We start from the raw sequence: 23,943 nt of genomic DNA on the forward strand, positions 1-23,943 counted from the left end.
CATTAGTAATCCGATTAATACCATCATCCTTTTCCCTCTACAATAGCAATTTCTTCTTCTGTTAATCCATAGAGTTTATAAACGATCGCATCTATGAGTTGATCACATCTGATTAACTGGATTTTGAGGGGTAATAGGGTGTTTAAACTGTTTTGATATTCCTGTTCTAAAGTTTGTTGTTCTTTTCTGGAAACCGGATCGATTTTGAGTTTCTTTTTGTTTTTATTTAACACTGCAATTAATTGATCAAAACTGATATGGGGTTCGTTTTTGTAGTAGTCTCCTAAATAATTCTGTATTTTTGATTTATTGGTTAAACTGTCAATGGGGCAACCGAGAAAGCGTTCTAACCATTGCAAAAAGCTTTTGATTTCCGCTTGTTTTTGTTTATTGAGTTCAATCATTTGTTCGGCTAAATAGGCTAACAAATCATGAATCACATCGGCTTCTTCGGGTTGTTGGTTTAGGTGATCATCAATTTGGGATAAAATGGGTTCGGAGTTGCCATTGTTTTGATATTGGTTATAAAGTGCGATCGCATTTTCTAGGGATTTTTGGACGCGATGGACTTCTGCATCAGTCTTTATTCTTTCAGATTGTTGTATATTATAAATTGACAACTGTTCTAAATGTGCGAGTTTAACCTGTGCAAAAGTTTCACCTTTTTCTGGGTTGATATATTGGTAGCAATAATTGATTAACTTTGAGTTTAATAATCCTAATATATACTCCAAGTGGATACCTGAATTATCTAACAGTATCAGAATGTGTAGATTATCTCTACAGACAAAAGAATTATCTATTATTGTTGCCGTAATTTGATCGCCCGTTTGTCGAACTACAATTTTTTGTTTGGCATCAAAAAAAATAGCGGGATCGCGTGGTGCAGCTAACCATTCACCATAACTAATCCAATAATTAGACTCCCAAAAATTACTATATCTGTCAATTAAACTTCCGCGCAACAGAGGCTTTAGTGATGGATCGTTTTTAATTTCAGTTACATAAGGTTTATCTTTAAGTATTTTTTGAGTTTGAGGAGGTTTTCCTTTTCCTACTTCAAAAGGTTTGACTCCATTTTTGATCGTGCAAAACTTTTTTAGTTGTTTTGATCGATTAATTACTTTTTGTAATATTTCTTCGCTTAAGGGATTTTGAAAAATAGAAATAATATCACCATTTTTGTCAATCCAGGTATTTTGTTCTATATATATATTTTCTATTTGGGATTGATGGGGATCATTAATTGTGACATATATTATATTTTCCTCCGGCTTTTTATTTTGAACGATCAAAATTTCACAGTCAACGGTGACGGATGGAAAAACTTTTTGCATAAAGTGGATAATTTCATTGATCGTAAACTCTTGAATTAGGTATTTTCTGAAATGATTACCTGAAAATATTTGTTCCCATGTATTAGGAGTAATGAAGCCTAATAAGCCATTCATGCAGCATAATTTTAATCCAAATTCGATAAATAATACATAAGTATCTTTAACGGCAGAACTATTAATATAAACTTGTGAATTATAAAACGAGGTTTTTTTATCAATAATCGCACCATAAGGCGGATTTCCAACTACAGCATCAAACCCTGCATTCTCATTCCAACTGGCATTTTCTAAATCAATAAATACTTCTGGAAATTCCAGATCCCAATGGAAAAACCGTTTTTCATAACTGAGTTTTTGCGCCTCTTCATAAATGGCTGCATCTGCTTTGTTCATCTGATTGGAATTAGCCGTAATTGCATTAGTACCCAATCTCTCTAAAAAATTCTTAGCTTGTTTCACTCCAAAAAACTGAGAAACATAAATATCTAACAACCGTTTATAAGGTTTTGCAGCTTGATCAAAAGACCGAAATAACTTTTCACTTTGTTCAACTTCAGCAAAGGTCGCATCACTCAAAACACTCACACCCCGCATAATTTCTGCTGCTTTTAATAACCCCACAAATGGCCCTGTTAGTAAACTTAACTGTCCGATTTCATCGGCTGCCATTTTTGCTTCTGCTTCCCTCGCAGTTGTCCCAATTAATGAATTTCCACAACGTAAATGATGGTCTAAAAAACTTAAAGGCGCACCTATTGTAAAGGAATGTAGCCATAAACTTACCTTGGCTAATTCTACCGCCATTGAGTTTAAATCCACCCCATAAATACAACGTTTCATCACCACCCGTTGTAATAATTGAGTGGGCTCTAGTCTATCGGGATTAATGGTAATCCCCTGTTGTTCTAAATTGTCTAAAATGCTTTGACGGGTTTGGTCGAGCATTTCTAAAACCGGATTTTGTTCGGGATATTGGGATAAAATACGAATAAGCTCATCCGTTAAATAATCCACTGCTTCAACTAAAAAGTGACCGCTTCCCATTGCTGGATCACAAATTTTTATATCGAGTAAAGTGGTTTGTGCGTCTTGCTGTAACCGTTTTAAATCCTTTTTTAATCCGTTTAAACTTTGCTGTCCTAACCGTTGATCTTGTAATTGATTTTGCAGGTGTTCAATTTGCGTCATCAGTTCAGCAAATCGTTGCGATCGCTGTTCTAAAATGGGTTTTAAAGTATGACTAACAATGTATTTAACGATATAATCAGGGGTGTAATAAGAACCCGTTGCTTTGCGATCGCCTTTATCATTTTCTAAATAAACATTTCCCGTCAGCGCGTCTTGAATAATCACTCGATATTCTAATAACCCTTCATAAATTGACCCCAACTGTCGTACTCCTAAAAAACTATAATCAATGGGTTGTCCTTCAAATCGCGCTAATAAGTCTAAAACAGGAGCTAATACTGCATCAGATAGTTTAAATTGAGATAAGAAATAATTAGCAGGATAGTCTAATTGATCTTCAGTTTGACTAAAATTAAAATGAAATAAACCTCCATTATATCGAGGAACTTCTAAGCCGCGATCGCCTCGATCAACAATTTGAAATAAATTTAATAATTTATCATACATTCCCGTTGAAGTTTGGCTTAACTTCTTCTGACGATCAAGATTTTCAGCGACTTCTTTTGTTAATTGAATCAAGCTATAATCTCGATAATCGCCCTGAATTGGTAGCAGATTTCTGGCTTCAGCATAAAGCAAAAATAACAACTTATAAAGAAAGGATAGAGTCGCTTCATAAACCTGTTCAGAGGTCACAGGTTGTTCCCGTCGAGTTGCATCTGCAACAAAACCTCCGGCTAAATTAGGAAATATCCGATCAAATACTAAGGCTTTTAACTCATTCCCCACTCGCGTTGAGTATGTGGTACTTCCTTCCCGTACTCGTTCTAAAAAATTACGTCCTTGGGAGTCTTTGACAAAGGCTTCCTGACGAAAAAATAACCAAAAATATTTGAATTGATCTAAATTTTCTGCTGATAAAAGCTCTAGTAAATCGACTTGATAAAATTCCGTTGCTTTGGAAGAAGCTTGACGATAATAGAGTCGCCATTCTCGACCATTGGTTAAAATTCCCCAGTCTACTCCCGTCCCCATTAAATAGTTAGCAATCTGAAAGGATGGGTTAGTATTTTTATAAATATCCCGTTGATCGTTAGCCGAAACTTTACTGAGGGGACGTTGCCAATATTTAGCTTCTGCGATCGCAATTACCCTAGAATAAAACGCAGTTTCATGAGTTTGTAAAGGATAGGCTTGATCCCGTTCTATTTCATTGTTAAATAAAGCATAATCAGGACGTTCAGCACGACCTTTTGCCCGAATTGTGACTTGAGGAATATAACTCAATCCTAAAATTTCTAATATCGGTTGAATTAATAAATCCTCCGTTTGCGCTTCACTCAACGTCGGTAATAAATCTTGTTTGGACTGATAGAGATTTTTTAACTGCTTAAACCCCTCAGTCACATCAATTTGCCATTCTGGACAGTCCTGAAGGCGATGCTCTAAATAATGCTGAGAAAATAGAGGTTTATTAGTTTTTTGTCCCTCAGTCACAATAATACCCCCGATGCCATAATAGCCATGAGGGTTAAACTCTAGCAATATTCGTTATTTTTGTCAACTGTTTCATAGAAATTTCCTGTTAATTATTAATATTTAATTGCTTAAGCTATATTGCATTTAAACTCTATATATATGCAGTGCGAGGACGCTGGCAATACAATGGTTTCATGATTACTTAATAACTCATTTAGATGCTTAAGAGCTTATTGGTCAGTTGGTGTATATTATTCAGAAGGATTAAAAATCTCAAACAAGGCTATATAGAGCGACTTTGGATAGCTGCAGGGTCTACCCTCGAAGCGTTGTTAGGTTATCGTCCTTGATGGGGTCTAAAATCCTTGACTTGTTTCAGATATTCGATTAAACTATCTAATATTGTTTTTTTACAAAAAAATATTACTTTCAATATTCAGATTAAATCCAGGAAAAAAAGATGGTTGAACCCTATACGAATTATGAATCTCCGTCTCCTAATATTCATGAAATTGCCCAAGATTTTCGTCGTTTGGGCTGGTTTGGATTTTGGGTACAATCTATATTGGGAATAATCCCCATATTTCTATTGATTTTTGTTTTGTTTTTAAGACCCGCTTCTCCTTCTAATCCCCAAAATTCTGCCCTGGGTCTTGTTTTAGGATATGGATGTTTATTTGCTTTAATTTTTACCCTGTATTGGTGTTTCCGATATAGTCAAATTGGTAATCAATTAGAAGATCCCAACCAACGACCCGCTAAAGCAGAGGTAATTCATGCTTTATGGTTAGGAATTACTGCGAATTTAATCGGGATGGCTTGTGTTATTTTAGTAGGGTTTTTAATGGTGGGAAGTTTATTATATCGGATGCTCACCTTACCTCCGGGTGGGTCTAAACTTCTCACTCCCCTTCCAGGAACAACGGTTTTAAATGCGGGTTCTATTATTACCCCTTTTAATTTAATTGCGATGCAAGCAATGGTGAATGCAATGGCCGCAGAATTAGCTGGAATTGCAGTCAGTTTGTGGTTATTAAGTCGGGTGAGTTCCCATCAATCTAAATAGGGAATAGGGAATAGGGAACAGGGAATTACGAATTACGAATTACGAATTACGAAGGGGGAATAGAAAATAGGAAATAAACCGATAACTGGTACAGACGCGCCATGGCACGTCTCTACTGATAACTGATGTTCTATCAGCTTTTAAATTCTGCATGGCGATCTGGGATAATATTAGAGCCATAATGACGGGTATAAACTTGGGTAAATTCTGCACCAAAAAATAGAATTTGTACAGAATAATAAATCCAAGTTAGAAAAATGACTAATGATCCCGCCGCCCCATAGGTTGAACTAAAACTACTACTTCCTAAATACATTCCAATCAAAGATTTACCCAATGTAAAAAATAAAGCTGTAATCATTGCCCCAATTAAAACATCATTCCAAGTAATCAAAACATCGGGTAAATATTTAAAAATTAAAGCAAATAATAAGGTAGTAACCGCAAAAGAAACCACTAAATTGAGCAATTGCCACAAACTATCAGCACCCGGTAAAAGTTCACTGGCATAGCGACTTAATCCGGTTAATACTGCACTAACGGTTAAAGAAACTAATAATAAAAATCCAATACTAACTACAGCAGCAAAAGATAACGCCCGTTTTCTGACAAAACTACCCACTGCATTTGTCGGTTTAGGGGTAATATTCCAAATTGTATTTAATGAATCTTGTAACTGAACAAAGACCCCTGACGCGCCAAAAATTAAAAAGCCAAGACTCACCAAGGATGCAAAAAGTCCATTTCCTTCCCCCGGACGGTTGGTATTTTCTAAAGCGGTTTGAATAACCGTTGCTCCGTCTTTCCCCACTAACCCTTGAATTTGTCCAACTAATTCTCCCCGTGCTGCTTCTTCCCCTAAGAAAAAACCTGCAATTGCGACAACAATAACCAATAAAGGCGCCAAAGAAAATACGGTGTAATAAGCTAAAGCCGCCGCCAATTGGGAGGCATTATCTTGACTCCATTCTTGATAGGTTTCTTTGAGTAGTCGCCAAACCGTTCTCCAACTAATCACACAACCTCCTTTAGGCGTTTATCAATGATCTGTTGTCGGTTAATAGTCCCAAGTTAAGGGTTTATCCTGCTTCAGGAATTCATTGATCCCCATCTCCAACTTTTAAAGCTAACCTTTTATCGTTATACTCCCAATTCTGACTAAGCTTCAATCTATCTTTTGAGAGAACCTAACATCAAGTTTGATCCTTAAGCTAATTTAAAAATTTAAAATTTAATGACAATTTTGAACAATTTCTATCCAAAGAGAGACGAAAAATAGGGGGAATTCGGTTTATTTTTCATTCTATAGGGGGATGTTCATTGAGTAAACCCTCAAATTAAGTCTGTGTTCAACATAAATGGAATAACTTTTTATGGCTTTAATTCCCTCTATTCAAACCTGCTGCTCTCCCAAGACATACTGTTCTGCACATAACTTAGAATGACACCATCTTTTATCCTCTCGGAAGCTTACCCCGATATTACCCCTCCCCCTGAGACCAGCAAGGATGTGACGATGAATTGGAATGGGGTGAATATTCTCGATCAAATTACGGACGGGTTTGTTATCTTAGATCAACAAGGCTATTGTCTCTACCTGAATCCGGCGGCTACTCGAATTCTACAACTGTCCCCTTCAACTTTAAAAGATCAAATTCTTTGGGAAACCCTATCATTTCTCGCCACTCCGTTACAACAAGCTATTACCCAACAACAAACCCTGACTTGGGAAGCCTTCTATAAGACTCAACAAATTTGGTTAGAACTCAAAGCTTATCCCTGTACAGAAGGATTAGCGGTTTATTTTCAAGAGATTACCCAACGCAAACAAACCGAGGAGATTTTACGATATAGTGAAGCTCGTTTTCGGCGGATATTTGAATGTAATGCGGTTGGTATTGGAGTGTGGACAAAATCAGGTGAAATTATAGAAGCTAATGATGCCTTGTTAAATCTTTTAGGTTATAGTCGAGGACAATTAGAAGCGGGTGAACTTAACTGGCGAACTTTAACCCCCCTAGAATATCAAGGGTTAGATGAAAAAGCTTTAGCCGAAATTGAAATATCCGGCTGTTGTCAACCGTTAGAGAAGGAATATGTACACGCATCTGGACGACGCATTCCGGTTTTAATTAGTGGTACAGCCTTTTCCATAGAGTTAGATAGGGGGATTTTTTTTGTTTTGGATTTAACCCAACAACGGCTTTCTGAGGCGAAATGGCATCTTACAGAAGAACGCCTACGAGTGGCGCTAAAAAATTCTCCGATTACTGTTTTTAGTCAAGATCAAGATTTGCGTTATACCTGGATCTACAATTGTCCTAAACAAAAATATCCCCCTGATGAAGACATTATTGGTTTATTAGAAACCGATCTATTTGATCTTCATGATGCTGAAAAATTGACTTGGATTAAAGGTCGGGTTTTAAACACAGGAATTGGAACCCGTGAAGAAGTTTGGGTGAGTCCACAAGGTCAAGACTTCTGTTTTGATTTAACCGTAGAACCCTTATTTAATGAACTCGAACAAGTGGTGGGTGTTACCTGTGCCGCCGTTAATATTACAGACCGCAAACAAATTGAATTAGCTCTACATCGCAGCGAAACTTTATTACAAGCATTATTATCGAGTTCTCCCGTTGGTCTTGCCTTTCTGGATCATGATTTACGTTATGTGCACGCGAATGAAGCCTTAGCCATGATTCAGGGCTTACCCTTGAATGAATTAATTGGACAACCTTTAGCGACGGTTTTACCCGAATGGGCGGCTCAAATTACACCGATTTTACGCCAGGTGATTGAGACACAACAACCGTTATTAAATCAACCCTTAAATCTGGAAATTCCTCATGTTAAAACCTTTCAATATAGTTTAGTGAGTTATTATCCCGTAGGTTTACCCAATGGTGAGGTTTTGGGTGTAGGAATGACCGTGATGGATTTGACAGCCCGCAAACGGGCGGAACAGTTGGAACAAGTGTTAGCAGAAGCGAGTTCAGTCTTGGTCAGTTCCTTGAATTCGCGGACAACCTTAATGAATTTAGCCCAATTATTGGTTCCGACTCTAGGCGATTGTTGTTTCTTTGATGTCGCCGGAAGCAATGGTAGTTTACGACGGTTAGCGGTTTATCATCGTGATTCCAGCAAAAATCAACACTTGAGTCAACGTCAAAACTGGGTTCTGACTCTCCATGATCATCATCCCATTGCTCAAGTTTTAGCTCAGGGTCACTCTATATTATTGTCCCAGATTGATCCTGATTGGATCGAAACCATGACGACGGTTCCTGAACAAGTCGAATTTCTGCATATCGTCGCCCCTACCTCTTGGATATCTGTTCCGTTAATTGCTCGCGATCGCAAATTAGGGGCGGTAACGTTTTGTTTAACGGCCCAATCCCATCGTCATTATACCGATGCTGATTTGACTTTTGCTGAAGAATTAGCGTATCGGGCGGCTTTAGCTTTAGATAATATTCAACTGTATCAACAAGCTCAAGATGCGAATCGGATTAAAGATGAATTTCTGGCGGTTTTATCCCATGAATTGCGATCGCCCTTGAATCCGATTTTAGGCTGGGCAAAGTTACTGCGATCTCGAACCTTTGATGCTAACACCACCGACCGAGCATTAGACACCATTGAACGCAATGCCAAATTACAAGCGCAACTGATTGAAGATTTATTAGATGTGTCTCGAATTTTGCGGGGGAAAATGGTGCTGAATGTGGGTACGGTTTCCCTTAGCGAAACAGTAGAAGCTGCCTTAGATACGGTACGATTAGCCGCAGAAGCGAAAAATATTACCTTGGAAACGGTATTTTCTCCCCATATTGGTTTGGTTTGGGGAGACGGAGGACGATTACAACAAGTCATCTGGAATCTGCTCTCCAATGCGGTGAAATTTACACCCGACGGCGGACGGATACAAGTGCGTTTACAGCAAATTGAACATCAAGTTGAAATCCAAGTTGAGGATAATGGACGGGGAATTAATCATCATTTTTTACCCTTAGTTTTTGATTGTTTTCGTCAGGAAGATAGCAGCACCACCCGTCAATTTGGCGGTTTGGGTTTAGGATTAGCCATTGTCCGTCATTTGTGTGAACTGCATGGGGGTACAGTCAGTGTTGAGAGTCCAGGGGAAGGATTAGGGACGACTTTTACGGTGCGTTTACCCCTGATGGAAAATTGTTGTGAATGCTGTGCTAGGGTTGAGGAAACACAAGCAACGGTTAATTTAGAGGGAATGCGAATTTTAGTGGTAGATGATGATGAGGATATGCGAGACTTGATTCAGGTCATCTTAGAACCTCTAGGAGCTAAACTCTTAACAACATCTTCTGCCAGGGAAGCTCTACAAGTTTGGGAGGATTTTCAATCTCTGATGCTGATTTGTGATATTGGAATGCCCGGTATGGATGGTTATATGTTAATGCACAAGATTCGCCAACGTCCTTTAGAAGTTGGGGGACAAATTCCGGCGATCGCATTAACTGCATACACGGGAGAATTTAATCAACGTCGGGCGTTAGCGGCAGGATTTCAGCAGCATCTTTCTAAACCCGTTGATCCTGAACACTTAGTCAAAGCCATCTCCCAATTGTTAACTTAGTTGAGTCTTAATCAGTTATCAGTAGAGACGTGCCATGGCGCGTCTGTACCAGTTATCAGTAATTCCCAATTCGTAATTCGTAATTCGTAATTCGTAATTCCTATGTCACAACCGCTTATTTCTGCAATTATTTGTACCTACAATCGAGAACAATATTTAGGGTTAGCGATTGATAGTTTACTACAACAGGATTTCCCTGAGTTTGAAGTGATTGTAGTAGATAATGCTTCCACGGATGGAACCCGTCAAGTGGTGGAAGCTCGTCTTCCCCATGCCAAATTGCGATATATTTATGAACCGATTACAGGTTTATCCGTAGCCCGGAATACGGGGGCAAAAATTGCTCAAAGTCCGATTCTTGCTTATTTAGATGACGATGCGATCGCCACACCTCAATGGTTAAGGATGTTATATTCAGCTTATGAAAATCATCCGAAACTCGCCATTGCTGGGGGCAAGGTTACTTTGATTTGGCCGGAAGGAATTACTTCCCCACCCTGGTTATCGGATAATTTAGCTGGAAATTTGGGTGCGTATAATTTAGGGGAGCAGTGGGTGGACATTAAAAATCCAGGTTTAACACCGAGAGGATTAAATTATTCCATCCGTCGCAGTTTCTTAGAAAAAATTGGCGGTTTTGATATTAATTTAGGTCGGGTGGGAAAACGATTGTTATCCAATGAAGAATTACAGATGACTGAACTCGCACTCCAAGACGGTTGGCAAGTTGCCTATATTCCTGAAGCCTTAGTCGCCCATCATGTTGCACCGGAACGGGTGAACCGATCTTGGTTTATGGAACGGGGATGGTGGCAAGGCATTAGCGAATGTTATCGCGAACAATTAGCGGGACGAGATGGCATGATCCAACTGGGACGCGGCGGAGAACGCATTCTGCGAGGATTGTACAAAACTATTAAATATTTTGGCAATCCTGCCTTACGATTTGATAATTTCGTGTATGCTTACGGTCAAATTGGCTATCTCGGTGCTGCTATTTCCGGTTTAGTTCGTTCCCCGTCTCAACGAGAAAATCAGCCCTAATTACTTGAATGGGAGTGATCAGAATTTTCAAATCTGATTTGATGAATCTATCCTCGTAGAAATCCTTTGATTTATTGTTAAGTTTAACCATGACTTCTAACTTATCCAAACTTCCTGTTTCTGTCTTAATTCCGGCTCGAAATGAACAAGCAAATTTACCTGCTTGTTTAACGAGTGTTGCTAGAGCCGATGAAATTTTTGTTGTTGATTCCCAAAGTAGCGATCGCAGTGTGGAAATTGCCGAAAATTATGGAGCCAAAGTTGTTCAATTTTATTTTAAAGGGGGATGGCCGAAAAAGAAAAATTGGTCATTAGAAAATTTACCCTTTAGAAATGAATGGGTGTTAATTGTTGATTGTGATGAACGGATTACGCCTGAATCTTGGGATGAAATTGCTGAAGTGATTAAAAACCCAGAATATACGGGATATTATATTAATCGTCGGGTGTTCTTTTTAGGCACTTGGATTCGTCACGGTGGGAAATATCCTGACTGGAATTTACGTTTATTTCAACATAAATTGGGACGTTATGAAAACCTACAAACGGAGGATGTTCCCAATACTGGAGATAATGAAGTTCACGAGCACGTTGTCATGTCTTCGGGGAAAGTGGGATATCTTAAAGAGGATATGCTGCATGAAGATTTCCGAGATTTATTCCACTGGATTGAACGCCATAACCGTTACTCTAATTGGGAAGCACGAGTTTATTATAATCTCTTAACGGGTGCTGATGACAGTAAAACCATTGGAGCCAGTCTCTTTGGTGATTCAGTTAAACGCAAACGTTTTTTAAAGAAAATTTGGGTGAGATTACCCTTTAAACCTCTGTTGCGGTTTATTTTATTCTATTTTATTCAATTAGGATTCTTAGATGGAAAAGCAGGCTACATCTATGGTCGCCTTTTAAGCCAATACGAATATCAAATCGGTGTTAAATTATTTGAATTGCGTAAGTTTGGCGGACAATTAAATGTTACTCCTAAACCCACTCAATCCCCAGTTGAACCTTCTGTTACGACCCATTAATTTTATCCGTAGGGGTGGGGTTCTCCCGCCCAAACTCAATGATTTAAACAGATGACAGAACTAACTTTTGGGGATTTTCAGCATGGAAAAAATAACGTTTGTAGACTTAAGGAAATATGACCAGTCGGATTTTGATCGCGGAAAACCCGGTTGGTTTGTGTTATTTTGGTGGCTGATTCAAGCCGTGACCTTTCCCTTAACGTTACATCCCTTAAATGGGATTCGCTGTCAAATTTTACGATTATTTGGCGCTAAAATTGGTCAAGGGGTGATTATTCGTCCAACAGCCCGATTTACCTATCCTTGGAAAGTCACCATTGGAGATTATAGTTGGATTGGAGATGATGTTGTCTTTTATAGTTTAGATCAAATTACCATCGGCGAACATTGCGTCATCTCTCAAAAAACTTATTTATGTACCGGAAGCCATGATATTAAAACACCGGACTTTCAATTAAAAACGGCTCCGATTATCATTGAAAATGGAGCTTGGGTTGCTACAGATTGCTTTGTCGGCCCTGGGGTTGAAATTGGATCTAATGCAGTGATTGGGGCGCGCAGTAGTGTCTTTAAAAATATGCCTTCGGGCCAAGTTTGTATGGGTTCGCCTTGCCGTCCCTGTTATTCCAGACCCATGAGTTAATCCCTTTCTGCATCAATTTTATAGGGGGGTCGGAGGCAGAGCCTCCGACGGGGGATTCCAATACAACGTATTGGAACAAGGGAATAAAGGATGGGAAAAGGGAATGATAGCATTATAAATGCAAATTGCTATTTATGCAAGCCATCTTTGAGGAATTCAGTTCCGTTTCGTTTCTGAATCACGTTCTAAGGCAAATTGGATTAATTGATGGACTAATTCAGGAAAGGGAACACTTGTAGCAGCCCAAAGTTGGGGATACATACTGGTGGCGGTAAAACCCGGAAGGGTATTAATTTCATTAATCAGAATTTCTCCCGTTTCTTCAACATAGAAAAAGTCAACCCGTCCTAATCCAGAAGCATCAACCGCTAAAAAAGCTTGAATCGCCATCTCTTGAATTTTCTGGGTGATTTCATCGCTAACTTTTGCGGGAATAAATAAATCTGCTTTGCCTTCGGTGTATTTAGTTTCATAATCATAAAAATCGCTATTAAACGTAATTTCTCCCACAACAGAAGCCTTGGGATAATCAGTTCCTAATACCGCGCATTCTAATTCTCTCGCAACCACTCCCGCTTCTACAATAATCCGCCGATCATAACTAGCTGCATTATCTAAAGCGGTTTCTAATTCTTGACGATTTCTAACTTTAGAAATTCCTACCGATGACCCTAAATTAGCGGGTTTCACAAAGCAAGGATAGCCTAATTCAGCTTCTAATTGATCGCATAATTTCGGAAAAATACAAGGGTTAGAATAAATTTGCGATCGCATCACCAACTGATATTTAACTTGGGGTAAACCCGCTTGAGAAAATGCCATTTTCATCGCAATTTTATCCATTCCCATTGCTGAACCTAAAACCCCAGAACCCACAAAGGGAACTTGCATCAAGGTTAATAATCCTTGAATGGTTCCATCTTCTCCATTAGGGCCATGTAGAATTGGAAACCAAACATCAATTTCTGATAAATTAATCGTCCGGGGAATGCGATCACAAGGTTGAGCTTCATCGCTGATCAATAGAGGTTTTCCCGACTCTAAAACCTGTTGAGCGATTTCCCTATCTTTCCAAACCCCATCTTTTTGAATATATACGGGTAGCAGTTCGTATCGATTTGCATTCTCATCAATTGTTAAGGCTTTTGCGATCGCTCTAGCGGAACTAATCGATACTTCATGTTCGCCGGAACACCCACCAAATAGTAATCCTACCCGTAATTTAGTCATATTACTCAAAACACAGTTTCAAATTTCTCGAATACTATAGCAGGGAACAGGGAACACTTCGACAAGCTCAGTGCAAAGCAGGGAACAGGGAACAGGAATGAAGGAAGGTAAAGACAAGGAATGGAAATGAAAAATAGATCATTTTTTCCTAATTGCAAGAGTGCCTATTTCATATAACTTTTTGAATTTTGGGTAATTTTAAACCTTGAACAGTTCCTTGAGGTTGCATTAAGGGAAGAAACGTCTCTACGTTTTCAGCACCAGCGTTTTGTAATGCTTTTAAAAGTTGGCTGGTTTCATCCATGAATTGTTCGACGTTAATCCCGCTATAATCAGGATAATAATAGTTTAAGCGTCCCAGTCCTTCCCCCATTAAAATAACAGCCCCTTTCCAATTTTTTTGGCTTAAATGATAGAGTCCGACGGCAATTTGTAAAACGCCTTGATAAAATTTCTTTTCGGGTTCTGAGGCTTCCATCCATAAAGCTTCTAAAGTGTCATGACAAGTATAAAATTCTTGTTGGTTAAATTCTTCAACACCTTGCCAAAACGCCAGGGGAATTTCTTCTGTCATGGAATTTAATTTTTAACCTCGAATCAGAATAATAAAAATGATGAATTAACGATTAATTACCCTAATTTTTCACACCAAACCCGACACCAAAAGTCAATAATTATACCATCGTAGCGCGAACTTTTTCAATTTCTTCTAGGGAAATTGTTTGCTGATCTCCTGCAAAATCATTATCATCAGTTAGGAATAGCATACAATGACATTCTTTACGTTCTCGCATAGGAACACAGGGACAATTCCAAAATGTGCTTTTGACCTCAGCTTCTTTATCTTCATAATGACGACAAGGACAAAGAGGCGCGCCTAACTCATCTTTATGTTTTGCTAACCCTTCAATTACAACAGCAGTAACGGAGGGTTCAGCACAAAAATAAGTTCCCGTGCGTCTAGCATACTGTTCCGAAAACTGCTTCATTGCGATTAAGCTTTTTTGGCTCGATAATTTATCGTTTGTTTCTGGGGTCATGGATCAGCGTGTAATTTTATAACAATATTATTTTTAATTTTACCGCAATAGATGTCAATCAGGCAAACTAGGAGTCTCTGTGGAACAGGCATCTTGCCTGTTCAGAAAATGGACATTGAATTAAAATTGAGAATTATTACCTAAAGATTGGATAATTTTAAGGAAGATTGAAGTTGAGATTGTAGGGAAATATGGGGACGAATTTCTAAACCCAAATCAGGTAATTTTTGTATTTTATCATTAGTTTGACTGGTTAATCGAGAATCAGAAGGCCAAAGTAACCATCGACTTCCTAACGGTAACGTTTTCAAGGATTCAGGATTTTGAGTTAACCAAATAATCGGGAAATTAGGAGGTTCTTTTCCGAATACCTCTTCTCCAGGATTCACATCTGCTAAGGTATGAAGAACGACTCGATTTCCGTAAACTAATCCGGTTTTTGCTGTCCATAACTGAACATTGAATTGACTGCGACAAGTATAAAAATATAAGGATGCGGCAGCAATTACAGCTTGTTCAAAATCATCGGGTTGCCAGAAAAAAGAACTATCTAATGCAATAATAATTTCCTGACCGCCATGAGAGGTTTCTAATTCTCGAACTCGTAATTCGCCATATCGCGCACTAGAACGCCAATGAATTAAACGGGTGGGATCACCATAACGATAGGGTCTTAAGGTGCGGGTTACACCTTCGGTTGCCATTTGAAACTGACGATGTTCATAAATATTGGGGTTATACTCTTTTCCGATTTCATCGATTAACGGACAAGTTGTTAAGGGTAAAACTAACGGATAAACAATGGCACTTGCAGGAACTTTTCGTTCTCGACTACACCAAAATAATCCTAATGGTGTTGCGGTTCTTAATTGAACTCCAACCCAATGATAAATCCCCCGTTTTTGGGTAGGAATATAAGTTACCCATTGATCAGATTGATGGGCAGGTAAAAGCTCGATTACGGTTGCCGATTTTCCTAAACTTGGAGGTAATAAATCCTGAACTTGAATCAGAGTTTTAGCTTGATTGCTGGCATTTTTAATCGTTAATTCTAGGGTTAAATCCTCTCCCACACTAACGGGATTAATGATTTCTCGTTGAACTTGTAGGGAAATAAGAGAACGTTGGGGTAAAATTGCAGCAATGGCTAATAAAGCAAAACTAATACCACTAATAACATAAAGCCATCCTGCCATGGTATTTGTAGCTGCACCAAAGAAAAAGATGGATAATGCCAGGAGTAATCCCCCTGCATAGGCTGGGGCGACCCAATGGGATTCTAACCAGTGTTGTAGGTGAAATCGATGGTTTTTCATGAATTCAAAGCATTGGGGATGGGAAAGATCGTAGCAGGTTTTTGTCTATCTTGATCTGACGGAAGGAAAAGGTCAAAAAATGTTTACAAAGACTACAGGTAAGAAATATATTGCCTATAATTCAATTAATCTTAAAATTGCGTTGAAGTCAGCTAAACAACCCTAAGCTTATGACGAACTCCGCCTCCCCCAAACCTCTGCCCAAAATGCCTCCACCCCCTAGTGCTGTTTCAGTGGAGTCTTCCTCGGTTTCTATAGCCTCGGCTTCCTCAATTAAACTGATGGTGAAAGATGCTTATAGCAAAAAAGCCTCAGATATTCATATTCGAGTCGGACATACCCCTCGATTTAGAGTTCAAGGACAAATGGCAAGGGCAAAGGATCATGTTAAAGTCACGCCGGAACTATTTGAACAGTATTTAGATGAAATTCTCACTCCCCATCAACGCAAACAGTTTGCAGAAACAAAAGAATTAGACACAGCAATATTTTATCCAGGGTTAGTGCGATGTCGGGTCAATTGTTTTGATTCCCTGACTGGGGGGGCAATGGTTCTGCGTCTGATTCATTTGCAGATTCCCTCTATTGATGAGTTAGGATTGCCGCCTGTTCTCAAAAATATTATTGGTTCTCCCCAAGGTTTAATTTTAGTTACAGGGCCAACGGGTTCAGGGAAATCTACCACGTTAGCGGCGATGATTCGTCACCTAAACGAAAGTGCGAAAAAGCATATTGTTACCATTGAAGACCCGATTGAATTTGTTCACCCCTCGAAGATGTGTTTAATTAGTCAACGGGAAGTTGGCTTACATACCTTAGAATTCCATAACGCCTTACGGGCAGTTTTGCGCGAAGATCCTGATGTAATTCTAATTGGGGAAATGCGCGATCGCACAACGGTTAATACGGCGTTACAAGCTTCACAAACGGGTCACTTAGTATTAGGAACTCTGCATACCCGCAATGCTTTAAACTCGATTAATCGTCTATTAAACCTGTTTAACGTTGATGAACAACCCGCCGTCCGAATTCAAATTTGTGATTCTTTAGTGGCGGTGATTGCTCAATTATTAGTTCCTACCGTTGATAATAAACGCACGGCGGTTCACGATGTTCTGGTTAATACTCCAGCCATGCGGGATTATCTGCTCAAAGGAGACGAGGAAAGCGCCTTACAGTTAATGGAATCGGATACTTACGAAGGAATGCAACTGATTAACCAAGCCCTATTTGAACAGGTGCTTGCCACACGGGTGACCATGGAAGAAGCGGAAAAAGCTTCTCCCGATGCTACCGATTTAGACCGTCGCTTCCGTACCGCCGGGATCGACTCATCGGGTATGGCCCGCCAATTCAGAGAAGGTAAATCGCCGTTTAGTGCGTAAGAGGGTGTCAGGTCTGTGGAACAGGCATCTTGCCTGTTAACTCAGGTATCAGGTGTCAAAAGTTAACAATTTCCCCCCTGCTCCCGGAGTTCCCCCTTCGTTCTATAATTTGGCAGTAACTTTCATCTTACCTTGATCGTGATAGCCCTTTATCCGGGTAGTTTTGATCCGGTTACGTTAGGACATTTAGATGTCATCGAGCGAGGTTGTAAACTGTTTGATCAGGTGATTGTGGCGGTTTTGGGAAATCCGAATAAAAAGCCTTTATTTACCGTAGAGGAACGGATTAAACAAATTCGTTACAGTACCCAACATTTGAACAATTTAGAAGTAGCCAGTTTTGATGGTCTAACGGTAGACTATGCAAAACTACGGAACGCTCAAGTTTTACTCCGAGGTCTGCGAGTTCTTTCAGATTTTGAATTAGAACTGCAAATGGCTCTCATCAATAAAACCCTGTCAACAGAAATTGAGACGGTGTTTTTGGCAACCTCAAAAGAATATAGTTTCTTGTCAAGTAGTGTTGTCAAAGAGATTGCCCGATTTGGGGGTTCTGTTGATCATCTTGTTCCTAATCACGTTGCTCAAGAAATCTATAAATGTTACGCCAGGAATCAACTCCAAGACTAGAACCTGAACAAAATGGACTCCGTGTAGAACCTGAAACTCCGGTGAGTAATTCCCCTGGAATTGATATCCAACGGGAACTTAACCGACTGGAGGAAATGATTCTCGATAGTCCCAGAATTCCATTAACTCGACGCACTTTAGTCGATGAAGAACAATTACTCGATCAATTAGATTTAATTCGATTGAATTTACCGAGTGCTTTTCAAGAGTCAGATATTATCGTCCGTCATAAGGATGAAATTCTTCAAGAAGCGGAAGAATATGCTCAGGAAATTATCGATGCGGCTGAACAAAGAGCGGCTCGAATATTGAATGAGATGGGTTTAATTCAACAGGCAAAAGCTGAAGCGGATCAATTGCGTCAACAAGTTCAACACGAATGTGAGACGCTTCAACAACAAACTTTGTCTGAAATTGAACAAATTCGCTATCGTCTTCAACAGGAATTAGAAGAAATGCGATCGCGAACTCTGGCTGAATGTGAAGAAATTCAAAATGGTGCAGATGACTATGCAGATCACGTTTTAGGAAGTATCGAGCAACAGTTAAATGAAATGATGCGAGTGATTCGGAATGGTCGCCAACAAATCCAGGGAAATCACCCTACACGATAACTCGATTTATAGGGGGTTTCTACTCGTTCTGATACTAGAAATCAGGAGATAGCCTAGGCGTTATTTATATCGTCTTTTTAGACATCTCCGATTTCCCTGTATCGATTTTTTAAGATTTCAAAATTGCATTCAGTTATTTATATAGTGCTACGCATTACGGTTAAGACATTTTTAAACCCTGAAACCCTTTTAATTCTTACTGTTCCCTGTTCTCTGCTATATGTTAAATAATATTCGGCTATTACTTCAAGCTTGTCAAAACCTCAATATTGATTATGAAATTCTCCATAGTCATGAAAATTTAGTCAAAATTAAGCTCGATAAAAATTACTATTTCTGTAATTATAGTACACCTTTTGTTGACCAATCTGTTTTTAAAATTCTCAAGGATAAGGAATACACTTACTCGATTTTAAAGGGGAAAATTAATATCCCGAAAACAATAGGCTTTCTTTCCCCATTTTGTGATCAAAAATATCAAGAGTATTTACAGTTTAAAACCAGTCCTGATATTGCTCGTGAAATCGAGAGAATTTTTAAATTTCCAGTGATTGTTAAACGCAATTCTGGTTCCAGTGGACAGAATGTTTTTTTATGTCAAGATCTTGAAGAAATTGAAACAGGATTAACCAGAATTTTTAATATTCATGATAAAAATTATGATTATGTTGCTGTCGCTCAAGAATATATTTTAATTCACCGGGAATATCGAGCCGTTTTTTTAAATCAAAAATTAATATTACTGTATGAAAAAGATATTAGTCAGGCAAGATTTATCGGGAATTTAAGCCCTTTACATTGGGAAGGAGCGCAAGCTAAATATATTAATGATGATAAAATTATATCAGAGATTGAAACCTTTTGTCAACCTATTTTTAAAGAATTAAGTTTAGATTATACGGGGTTAGATATTGCGGTAGATGAACAGAACCAATATTGGTTTATTGAGGCTAACTCCCATCCCAATTATGATATTTTTACTAGAGATAACGGATCAGAACTCGCTGTCCAAGTCTTTGAAAAAATGCTGAAATTTTTAGCTTCTAAAAGAGGGAACAGGGAATAGTAATAAAAAATTTTTCTGTCAAACCTTTAATTGAATCAAAAAGATAAAAAGACACAAAGAAGTTGTAAATATTAATCTGTTGATTGCGATCGCAAATTTTATATGAAATCCCTAAATGTTTGCTACAAATCCCCCTGTAGAGACTAAGCATGGCTAGTCTCTACAGGGGGGATCATCTGTAGCGTTCATAATGGGATTTCATATTAGTTTTTTCCTTTTGCTTTGTTCTGTGCAAGTTAAGGATCTGTCACAAAGTTTAACAATTAACCTCAATTTTCAATTAGAACAAGAGTTGCGGTTTCTAAAATCTCTAGGTTAGAACTAAAATATAATTCTATCCTAGGATAGAATAAACCTCTGATTCTTTTAACCTTGTTTAATTTCAATTAAAATGATTAATGAAAAATTCCGACGTCAACTTCGCCAAGAAGCCAAACTTTGGCAGGAAGAACAACTCATTGATGATTCTCTATATCAACAGTTAGCAACACGCTATCAATTTGATCATCTTGAAACCGCCGCCAGTAGTCGGTTTGTGATGATTTTAATCGGTTTAGGCAGCATTCTATTAGGTTTAGGTGTAATTACTTTTGTGGCTGCGAATTGGCAAGACTGGTCAAAAGCCGTTAAAGTCATTCTGCTTCTGAGTTTATTTATTGGAGTCAATGCGGCTGGTTTCTATTTATGGAAACAGCCATCAGATTCTTTTCAAGTGGGAAGAAAACGACGTTTAGGAGAAGGATTATTACTTTTTGGCGGATTAATTTTAGGGGCAAATATTGCCTTAATGGGACAAATTTTTCATCAAAGTGGTTCTGCTTATGAACTCTTTCTGGTGTGGGGAATTGGGGTATTAGTCATGTCCTATAGTCTGCAAATCACTTCTTTAGGATTTTTAGGACTACTATTGTATGGAATAGGATATTGGACAGGAACTTCTGATTTATTCTCACAGCAAGAATTTTCTATCTTACATTTAGTGTTAGAACATACCCCGTTAATTGCCGGATTTTTGTTTATTTCCCTGGCTTATTGGTGTCAGTCCCGTGTCCTATTCGTGATGACATTACTGATTCTAATTCCGGCTTTACAGATTAGTATTATTCCCTTGTTTAATTCCGATTTACCCCAAGGGTTACTATTCGCTTTGTTATTCATCTTTACTCCCGCTTTACTGTGGGGTTATGATGATACTTTGTGGCCGAATGTTGATAGTAGACGCTTTCAACCTTTAGCGCGAACCCTATCCATTATTCTGTTAGCCGTTTTATTTTTTAGTCTCTCGTTTAACGGGTTTTGGAATAACTTTCCTTTAACAGATTCTAACGATTTAATTCCGATTAGCAACTTTGTTTTAATTGATTTCGTCTTCTTTTTAGGCATTCTATTTTTAGAATGGTTCCAACTGGTTAAACCGACTGCTATTCATCCCAATAAATGGCGGTTTGATTCCGTTACCAGTGTAATTGTAGGATTTTTAGGATTAACTGGATTAATCTGTTTTTGGCATTTACAAATTCATCCTATTTCTGAACTTGCAACATTTTTGTTTAACGTTCAGATGTTTTTATTAGCAACGGGATTAATTAGAATTGGACTCGCCCAAACTCAACGCTTTGCCTTTTGGGGGGGAATGATTTTATTAGTTTCTCAAATTATGAGTCGCACCTTTGAATACAATACGGAACTCATTCTCAAAGCCTTTGTGTTTACCTTATGTGGTGTCGGAGTGATTGTAGCAGGCTTATGGTTTGAACGCCATTTATTAGCCGTTGCTAAAACACAAAATCGTTAACTGATCTATTTTTAGGAGTAAAACCCATGAATGATGCTAACTTGAATGAGACTCAATCTTCTGTTACTTTAAATCAGTCTCCTGTTGTTAAAAAACAAATTCCGGCTTGGAAATTTTGGACACCGTTATTATTTCAGTTAATTCTAATTTTAGCGGTTCCTTCTCAAGCCTTTTATACTCAGGTGACAGGAAAAACAGTCATCCTGCAAACTGCACCCGTTGACCCCTATGATTTCTTTCGAGGATATTATCAAACCCTGAGTTATGATATTTCTAATCTTAATACTCTTCAAGTGCTTCCCGGTTGGAAAGAAATCGTTAAAGGTGAAGAATATTTACCCACTGGAACCTTAATTTATGTCACCTTAGAACAACCCAAAGATTCAACAAAATCTCAACATCCTTCAGCCTGGAAACCTGTAAAAGTCAGTGCAGAATATCCTCAGAATTTATCTAATAATCAGATTGTTTTACAAGGAAAATCAACGGGATGGAGTATTGAATATGGTTTAGAACGGTATTATATGCCAGAAAATCAACGAGAACAAATTAATAGTACCATTACAGAAGCACAAATGAAGGATCAACAATCTTTTGTTGTGGAAGTTAAAGTTAATGCTCAAGGAAAAGCAATTCCTGTTAGTTTGTGGGTGCGCGATCGCAATTACAAATTTTAATTTACCAAAACCCAGTTTCTAGTTGTGATAGAATTTCCAAAAATATGTTACAATTAAAAAACTGGGTTTTAATATTTATTTAAAATCAATCTCATTTGTCCTTTACAATCAATAGATAAAAAAATGAAAAAACTTAGCCTTACTAATCTAGGACAAATTAAAACAGCAGATATAGAATTTGGCGATTTAACTCTATTTATTGGCTCTCAAGCTACTGGTAAAAGTATTTTATTGCAATTAATAAAACTCTTACTTGATAGTGGAGATATTGTACATACGATCAAAAAAAATGGCTATGACTGGGGAGGAGATATCAATAACTTAATCGAGTTTTATTTCGGAGATGGAATGCGAAATCTCTGGAGTAAAAACACAGAAATATATAGCAATGACAAAAGTATAGATTTAGACCAATTATTGAATGAAAATAGTCGCAAAAAAGAGCAGCTTTTCTTTATGCCAGCCCAGCGTGTGCTAACTCTTGAAAATGGATGGCCTCGATTGTTTCGGAGCTTCAATGGAGCTCCCTATGTCGTTCGCAATTTTAGCGAGCATTTATTGCTACTCATGCAACAAGGTTTGGGTAATAAAGGTAGCCCAATCTTTCCTCAGAAAGGTCGTCTTAAACAAGAACTTCGTGATGCACTCGATCAGAGTATTTTTCACGGTGCTCAGGTAGAACTTAACACCACTGGAATGAGTAAAAGCATCCACATTAATATGAATGGAAATCGCTTATCCTTCATGTCTTGGTCTGCTGGACAACGAGAATTTATGCCTTTACTTCTAGGTCTTTATTGGCTAATGCCGATATCAAAAGCATCTAAAAAGTCTGATATAGATTGGGTCGTCATTGAAGAACCTGAAATGGGGTTGCATCCTCAAGCAATTTTATCAGTAATTTTGATGTGCTTGGAACTTTTATATCGAGGATATCGCTTACTTATTTCAACTCATTCTCCTGTCCTTTTAGAAGCGGTTTGGGCTATTCGTTTCTTACGCGAACAGAATCCTGATATAAAATATCTTTATAAACTTTTTGCTCTGAAGCAGTCTGTCCCAACTACAAAATTATTTGAGACTATTCTCAATCATAAGACTTTTTCGACCTACTATTTTGACCAAACAGAAGACGGTGTTTATGTCCGTAATATTTCATCTTTAGATCCATTTGATCCTGACCCTGCGATCGCCAACTGGGGGGGATTAACTAGCTTTAGTAGTCAAGCATCGGATGTTGTTTCCCAAGCGATTCAGGAGAAGGAATGAGTTTTAAGCAAGCGATCGATAATACACCTTTATTAAAGAATGATTTTAAAAAAGGATTAAAAGCTCTAGGTTTAAATAGTACCAAAGTCGATCCTAATGATCCTAAGAAATGTGAAGGAAGTGTTGATATTGATACAGCAGTTAAATCAATATATCCTAATGCTTCACGTTGGGACTATGCAGTTGGATATAATGGTAAAACTTATTTTATCGAAGTACATAGTGCTAAAACAGATGAAGTAAACTGTTTTCTCAATAAGCTTCAATGGTTAAAAGATTTTCTCATCAATGATGCCCCTGAATTGAATCAAGAACCAAAGTCTTTTCATTGGATTGCTTCTAATGGCAATCATATATTACCGAATAGTTCTCAAGCCCGTAAGTTAGCTCAAAAAGGAATTACGGTAGTTAGACAACTAACCCTGTAATTTACAACTTATTGATAATCGTAATGCTGTTTAAAACTTGGGGGTGGGGTGAGGACAAGCCTCACCCCAGGGTGTCGGGTTTTAGGTGTTCCCCAATTATAGACCAAGGTTCCTAAAATAGTAAACCCAGATCCAAATAATTTTATCGAA

General features: G+C 38.2%; 19 protein-coding genes. 13 read left to right on the forward strand and 6 right to left on the reverse strand.

Features of this window, described 5'->3' with window-relative positions; all coding sequences use genetic code 11:
- Window positions 1–23 precede the first annotated feature (23 nt).
- Window positions 24–4,010 carry an Eco57I restriction-modification methylase domain-containing protein gene (locus H6G57_RS02060; protein ID WP_199313909.1) on the reverse strand — a complete coding sequence of 1,329 codons (3,987 nt, stop codon included), beginning with the start codon at window positions 4,008–4,010 and terminating at the stop codon, window positions 24–26.
- 394 nt (window positions 4,011–4,404) lie between these two features.
- On the opposite strand from H6G57_RS02060, the gene H6G57_RS02065 reads away from it, so the two are divergent.
- Window positions 4,405–5,010 carry a DUF3611 family protein gene (locus H6G57_RS02065; RefSeq protein ID WP_190515621.1) on the forward strand — a complete coding sequence of 202 codons (606 nt, stop codon included), beginning with the start codon at window positions 4,405–4,407 and terminating at the stop codon, window positions 5,008–5,010.
- A gap of 133 nt (window positions 5,011–5,143) precedes the next feature.
- On the opposite strand, the gene H6G57_RS02070 is transcribed toward H6G57_RS02065, so the two are convergent.
- The gene (locus tag H6G57_RS02070) at window positions 5,144–6,028 is read right to left on the reverse strand and encodes a YihY/virulence factor BrkB family protein (RefSeq protein WP_309235612.1); all 885 of its coding nucleotides are present in this window, start codon (window positions 6,026–6,028) and stop codon (window positions 5,144–5,146) included.
- Between the two features lie 423 nt (window positions 6,029–6,451).
- Between H6G57_RS02070 and H6G57_RS02075 the strand changes: the two genes are divergently transcribed.
- The 4 genes from H6G57_RS02075 (at window position 6,452) to hpsU (ending at window position 12,343) form a co-directional block, all read left to right on the forward strand.
- Window positions 6,452–9,625: a PAS domain S-box protein gene (locus H6G57_RS02075; protein ID WP_190515623.1), complete on the forward strand. Its 3,174-nt coding sequence runs from the start codon at window positions 6,452–6,454 to the stop codon at window positions 9,623–9,625.
- Window positions 9,626–9,727: 102 nt separating this feature from the next.
- Entirely contained in the window at window positions 9,728–10,669 is a 942-nt protein-coding gene (locus tag H6G57_RS02080; RefSeq protein WP_190515625.1) for a glycosyltransferase family 2 protein, read from the forward strand.
- An 89-nt stretch (window positions 10,670–10,758) separates the two neighbouring features.
- On the forward strand, window positions 10,759–11,700 hold the full coding sequence (locus H6G57_RS02085) for a glycosyltransferase family 2 protein (RefSeq protein WP_190515627.1): 942 nt from the start codon (window positions 10,759–10,761) through the stop codon (window positions 11,698–11,700).
- Between the two features lie 82 nt (window positions 11,701–11,782).
- On the forward strand, window positions 11,783–12,343 hold the full coding sequence (gene hpsU, locus H6G57_RS02090; RefSeq protein WP_190515629.1) for a hormogonium polysaccharide biosynthesis acetyltransferase HpsU: 561 nt from the start codon (window positions 11,783–11,785) through the stop codon (window positions 12,341–12,343).
- A gap of 156 nt (window positions 12,344–12,499) precedes the next feature.
- Here hpsU and H6G57_RS02095 read toward each other — a convergent pair whose 3' ends face one another.
- The 4 genes from H6G57_RS02095 to H6G57_RS02110 all read right to left on the reverse strand — a co-directional run bounded on the left by H6G57_RS02095 (window position 12,500) and on the right by H6G57_RS02110 (window position 15,929).
- Window positions 12,500–13,573: a D-alanine--D-alanine ligase family protein gene (locus H6G57_RS02095; RefSeq protein WP_190515630.1), complete on the reverse strand. Its 1,074-nt coding sequence runs from the start codon at window positions 13,571–13,573 to the stop codon at window positions 12,500–12,502.
- A gap of 169 nt (window positions 13,574–13,742) precedes the next feature.
- A complete protein-coding gene (locus H6G57_RS02100; protein WP_190515632.1) occupies window positions 13,743–14,147 on the reverse strand; it encodes a DUF309 domain-containing protein in 405 nt (134 codons plus the stop codon).
- A 100-nt stretch (window positions 14,148–14,247) separates the two neighbouring features.
- Window positions 14,248–14,613 (reverse strand): ferredoxin-thioredoxin reductase catalytic domain-containing protein, encoded by a 366-nt coding sequence (locus H6G57_RS02105; protein ID WP_190515634.1) that lies wholly within the window; start codon window positions 14,611–14,613, stop codon window positions 14,248–14,250.
- Between the two features lie 140 nt (window positions 14,614–14,753).
- Window positions 14,754–15,929: a DUF58 domain-containing protein gene (locus H6G57_RS02110; RefSeq protein WP_190515636.1), complete on the reverse strand. Its 1,176-nt coding sequence runs from the start codon at window positions 15,927–15,929 to the stop codon at window positions 14,754–14,756.
- Window positions 15,930–16,099: 170 nt separating this feature from the next.
- Here H6G57_RS02110 and H6G57_RS02115 point away from each other — a divergent pair, with 170 nt between their 5' ends.
- From H6G57_RS02115 to H6G57_RS02150, 8 genes are all read left to right on the forward strand, one after another.
- On the forward strand, window positions 16,100–17,314 hold the full coding sequence (locus H6G57_RS02115; RefSeq protein WP_190515637.1) for a PilT/PilU family type 4a pilus ATPase: 1,215 nt from the start codon (window positions 16,100–16,102) through the stop codon (window positions 17,312–17,314).
- 138 nt (window positions 17,315–17,452) lie between these two features.
- On the forward strand, window positions 17,453–17,944 hold the full coding sequence (gene coaD / locus H6G57_RS02120; protein ID WP_309235613.1) for a pantetheine-phosphate adenylyltransferase: 492 nt from the start codon (window positions 17,453–17,455) through the stop codon (window positions 17,942–17,944).
- Window positions 17,914–18,558: a DivIVA domain-containing protein gene (locus tag H6G57_RS02125; protein WP_190515641.1), complete on the forward strand. Its 645-nt coding sequence runs from the start codon at window positions 17,914–17,916 to the stop codon at window positions 18,556–18,558. Before coaD ends, H6G57_RS02125 begins: the two co-directional genes overlap by 31 nt.
- A gap of 220 nt (window positions 18,559–18,778) precedes the next feature.
- The gene (locus H6G57_RS02130; RefSeq protein WP_190515643.1) at window positions 18,779–19,624 is read left to right on the forward strand and encodes a RimK family alpha-L-glutamate ligase; all 846 of its coding nucleotides are present in this window, start codon (window positions 18,779–18,781) and stop codon (window positions 19,622–19,624) included.
- Window positions 19,625–20,015: 391 nt separating this feature from the next.
- Window positions 20,016–21,419: a DUF2157 domain-containing protein gene (locus H6G57_RS02135; protein WP_190515644.1), complete on the forward strand. Its 1,404-nt coding sequence runs from the start codon at window positions 20,016–20,018 to the stop codon at window positions 21,417–21,419.
- A 26-nt stretch (window positions 21,420–21,445) separates the two neighbouring features.
- A complete protein-coding gene (locus H6G57_RS02140; protein WP_190515646.1) occupies window positions 21,446–22,096 on the forward strand; it encodes a GDYXXLXY domain-containing protein in 651 nt (216 codons plus the stop codon).
- Window positions 22,097–22,219: 123 nt separating this feature from the next.
- Window positions 22,220–23,365: an AAA family ATPase gene (locus tag H6G57_RS02145; RefSeq protein WP_190515647.1), complete on the forward strand. Its 1,146-nt coding sequence runs from the start codon at window positions 22,220–22,222 to the stop codon at window positions 23,363–23,365.
- Window positions 23,362–23,793: a hypothetical protein gene (locus tag H6G57_RS02150; RefSeq protein ID WP_190515649.1), complete on the forward strand. Its 432-nt coding sequence runs from the start codon at window positions 23,362–23,364 to the stop codon at window positions 23,791–23,793. Before H6G57_RS02145 ends, H6G57_RS02150 begins: the two co-directional genes overlap by 4 nt.
- Window positions 23,794–23,943: the final 150 nt, after the last annotated feature.

Origin of the sequence: Planktothrix sp. FACHB-1365, assembly GCF_014697575.1 — a bacterium.
In the GTDB taxonomy this organism is placed as follows: Bacteria; Cyanobacteriota; Cyanobacteriia; order Cyanobacteriales; family Microcoleaceae; genus Planktothrix.

Excerpts from the sequence above, each read along its gene's own strand:
- H6G57_RS02150 (WP_190515649.1), top strand. The coding sequence starts at position 23,362 with ATGAGTTTTAAGCAAGCGATCGATAATACACCTTTATTAAAGAATGAT.
- H6G57_RS02085 (WP_190515627.1), top strand. The coding sequence starts at position 10,759 with ATGACTTCTAACTTATCCAAACTTCCTGTTTCTGTCTTAATTCCGGCT.
- H6G57_RS02145 (WP_190515647.1), top strand. The coding sequence starts at position 22,220 with ATGAAAAAACTTAGCCTTACTAATCTAGGACAAATTAAAACAGCAGAT.
- H6G57_RS02095 (WP_190515630.1), bottom strand. The coding sequence starts at position 13,573 with ATGACTAAATTACGGGTAGGATTACTATTTGGTGGGTGTTCCGGCGAA.
- H6G57_RS02135 (WP_190515644.1), top strand. The coding sequence starts at position 20,016 with ATGATTAATGAAAAATTCCGACGTCAACTTCGCCAAGAAGCCAAACTT.
- hpsU (WP_190515629.1), top strand. The coding sequence starts at position 11,783 with ATGGAAAAAATAACGTTTGTAGACTTAAGGAAATATGACCAGTCGGAT.
- H6G57_RS02125 (WP_190515641.1), top strand. The coding sequence starts at position 17,914 with ATGTTACGCCAGGAATCAACTCCAAGACTAGAACCTGAACAAAATGGA.
- H6G57_RS02130 (WP_190515643.1), top strand. The coding sequence starts at position 18,779 with ATGTTAAATAATATTCGGCTATTACTTCAAGCTTGTCAAAACCTCAAT.
- H6G57_RS02105 (WP_190515634.1), bottom strand. The coding sequence starts at position 14,613 with ATGACCCCAGAAACAAACGATAAATTATCGAGCCAAAAAAGCTTAATC.
- H6G57_RS02065 (WP_190515621.1), top strand. The coding sequence starts at position 4,405 with ATGGTTGAACCCTATACGAATTATGAATCTCCGTCTCCTAATATTCAT.
- H6G57_RS02110 (WP_190515636.1), bottom strand. The coding sequence starts at position 15,929 with ATGAAAAACCATCGATTTCACCTACAACACTGGTTAGAATCCCATTGG.
- H6G57_RS02140 (WP_190515646.1), top strand. The coding sequence starts at position 21,446 with ATGAATGATGCTAACTTGAATGAGACTCAATCTTCTGTTACTTTAAAT.
- H6G57_RS02075 (WP_190515623.1), top strand. The coding sequence starts at position 6,452 with ATGACACCATCTTTTATCCTCTCGGAAGCTTACCCCGATATTACCCCT.
- H6G57_RS02100 (WP_190515632.1), bottom strand. The coding sequence starts at position 14,147 with ATGACAGAAGAAATTCCCCTGGCGTTTTGGCAAGGTGTTGAAGAATTT.
- H6G57_RS02115 (WP_190515637.1), top strand. The coding sequence starts at position 16,100 with ATGACGAACTCCGCCTCCCCCAAACCTCTGCCCAAAATGCCTCCACCC.
- H6G57_RS02080 (WP_190515625.1), top strand. The coding sequence starts at position 9,728 with ATGTCACAACCGCTTATTTCTGCAATTATTTGTACCTACAATCGAGAA.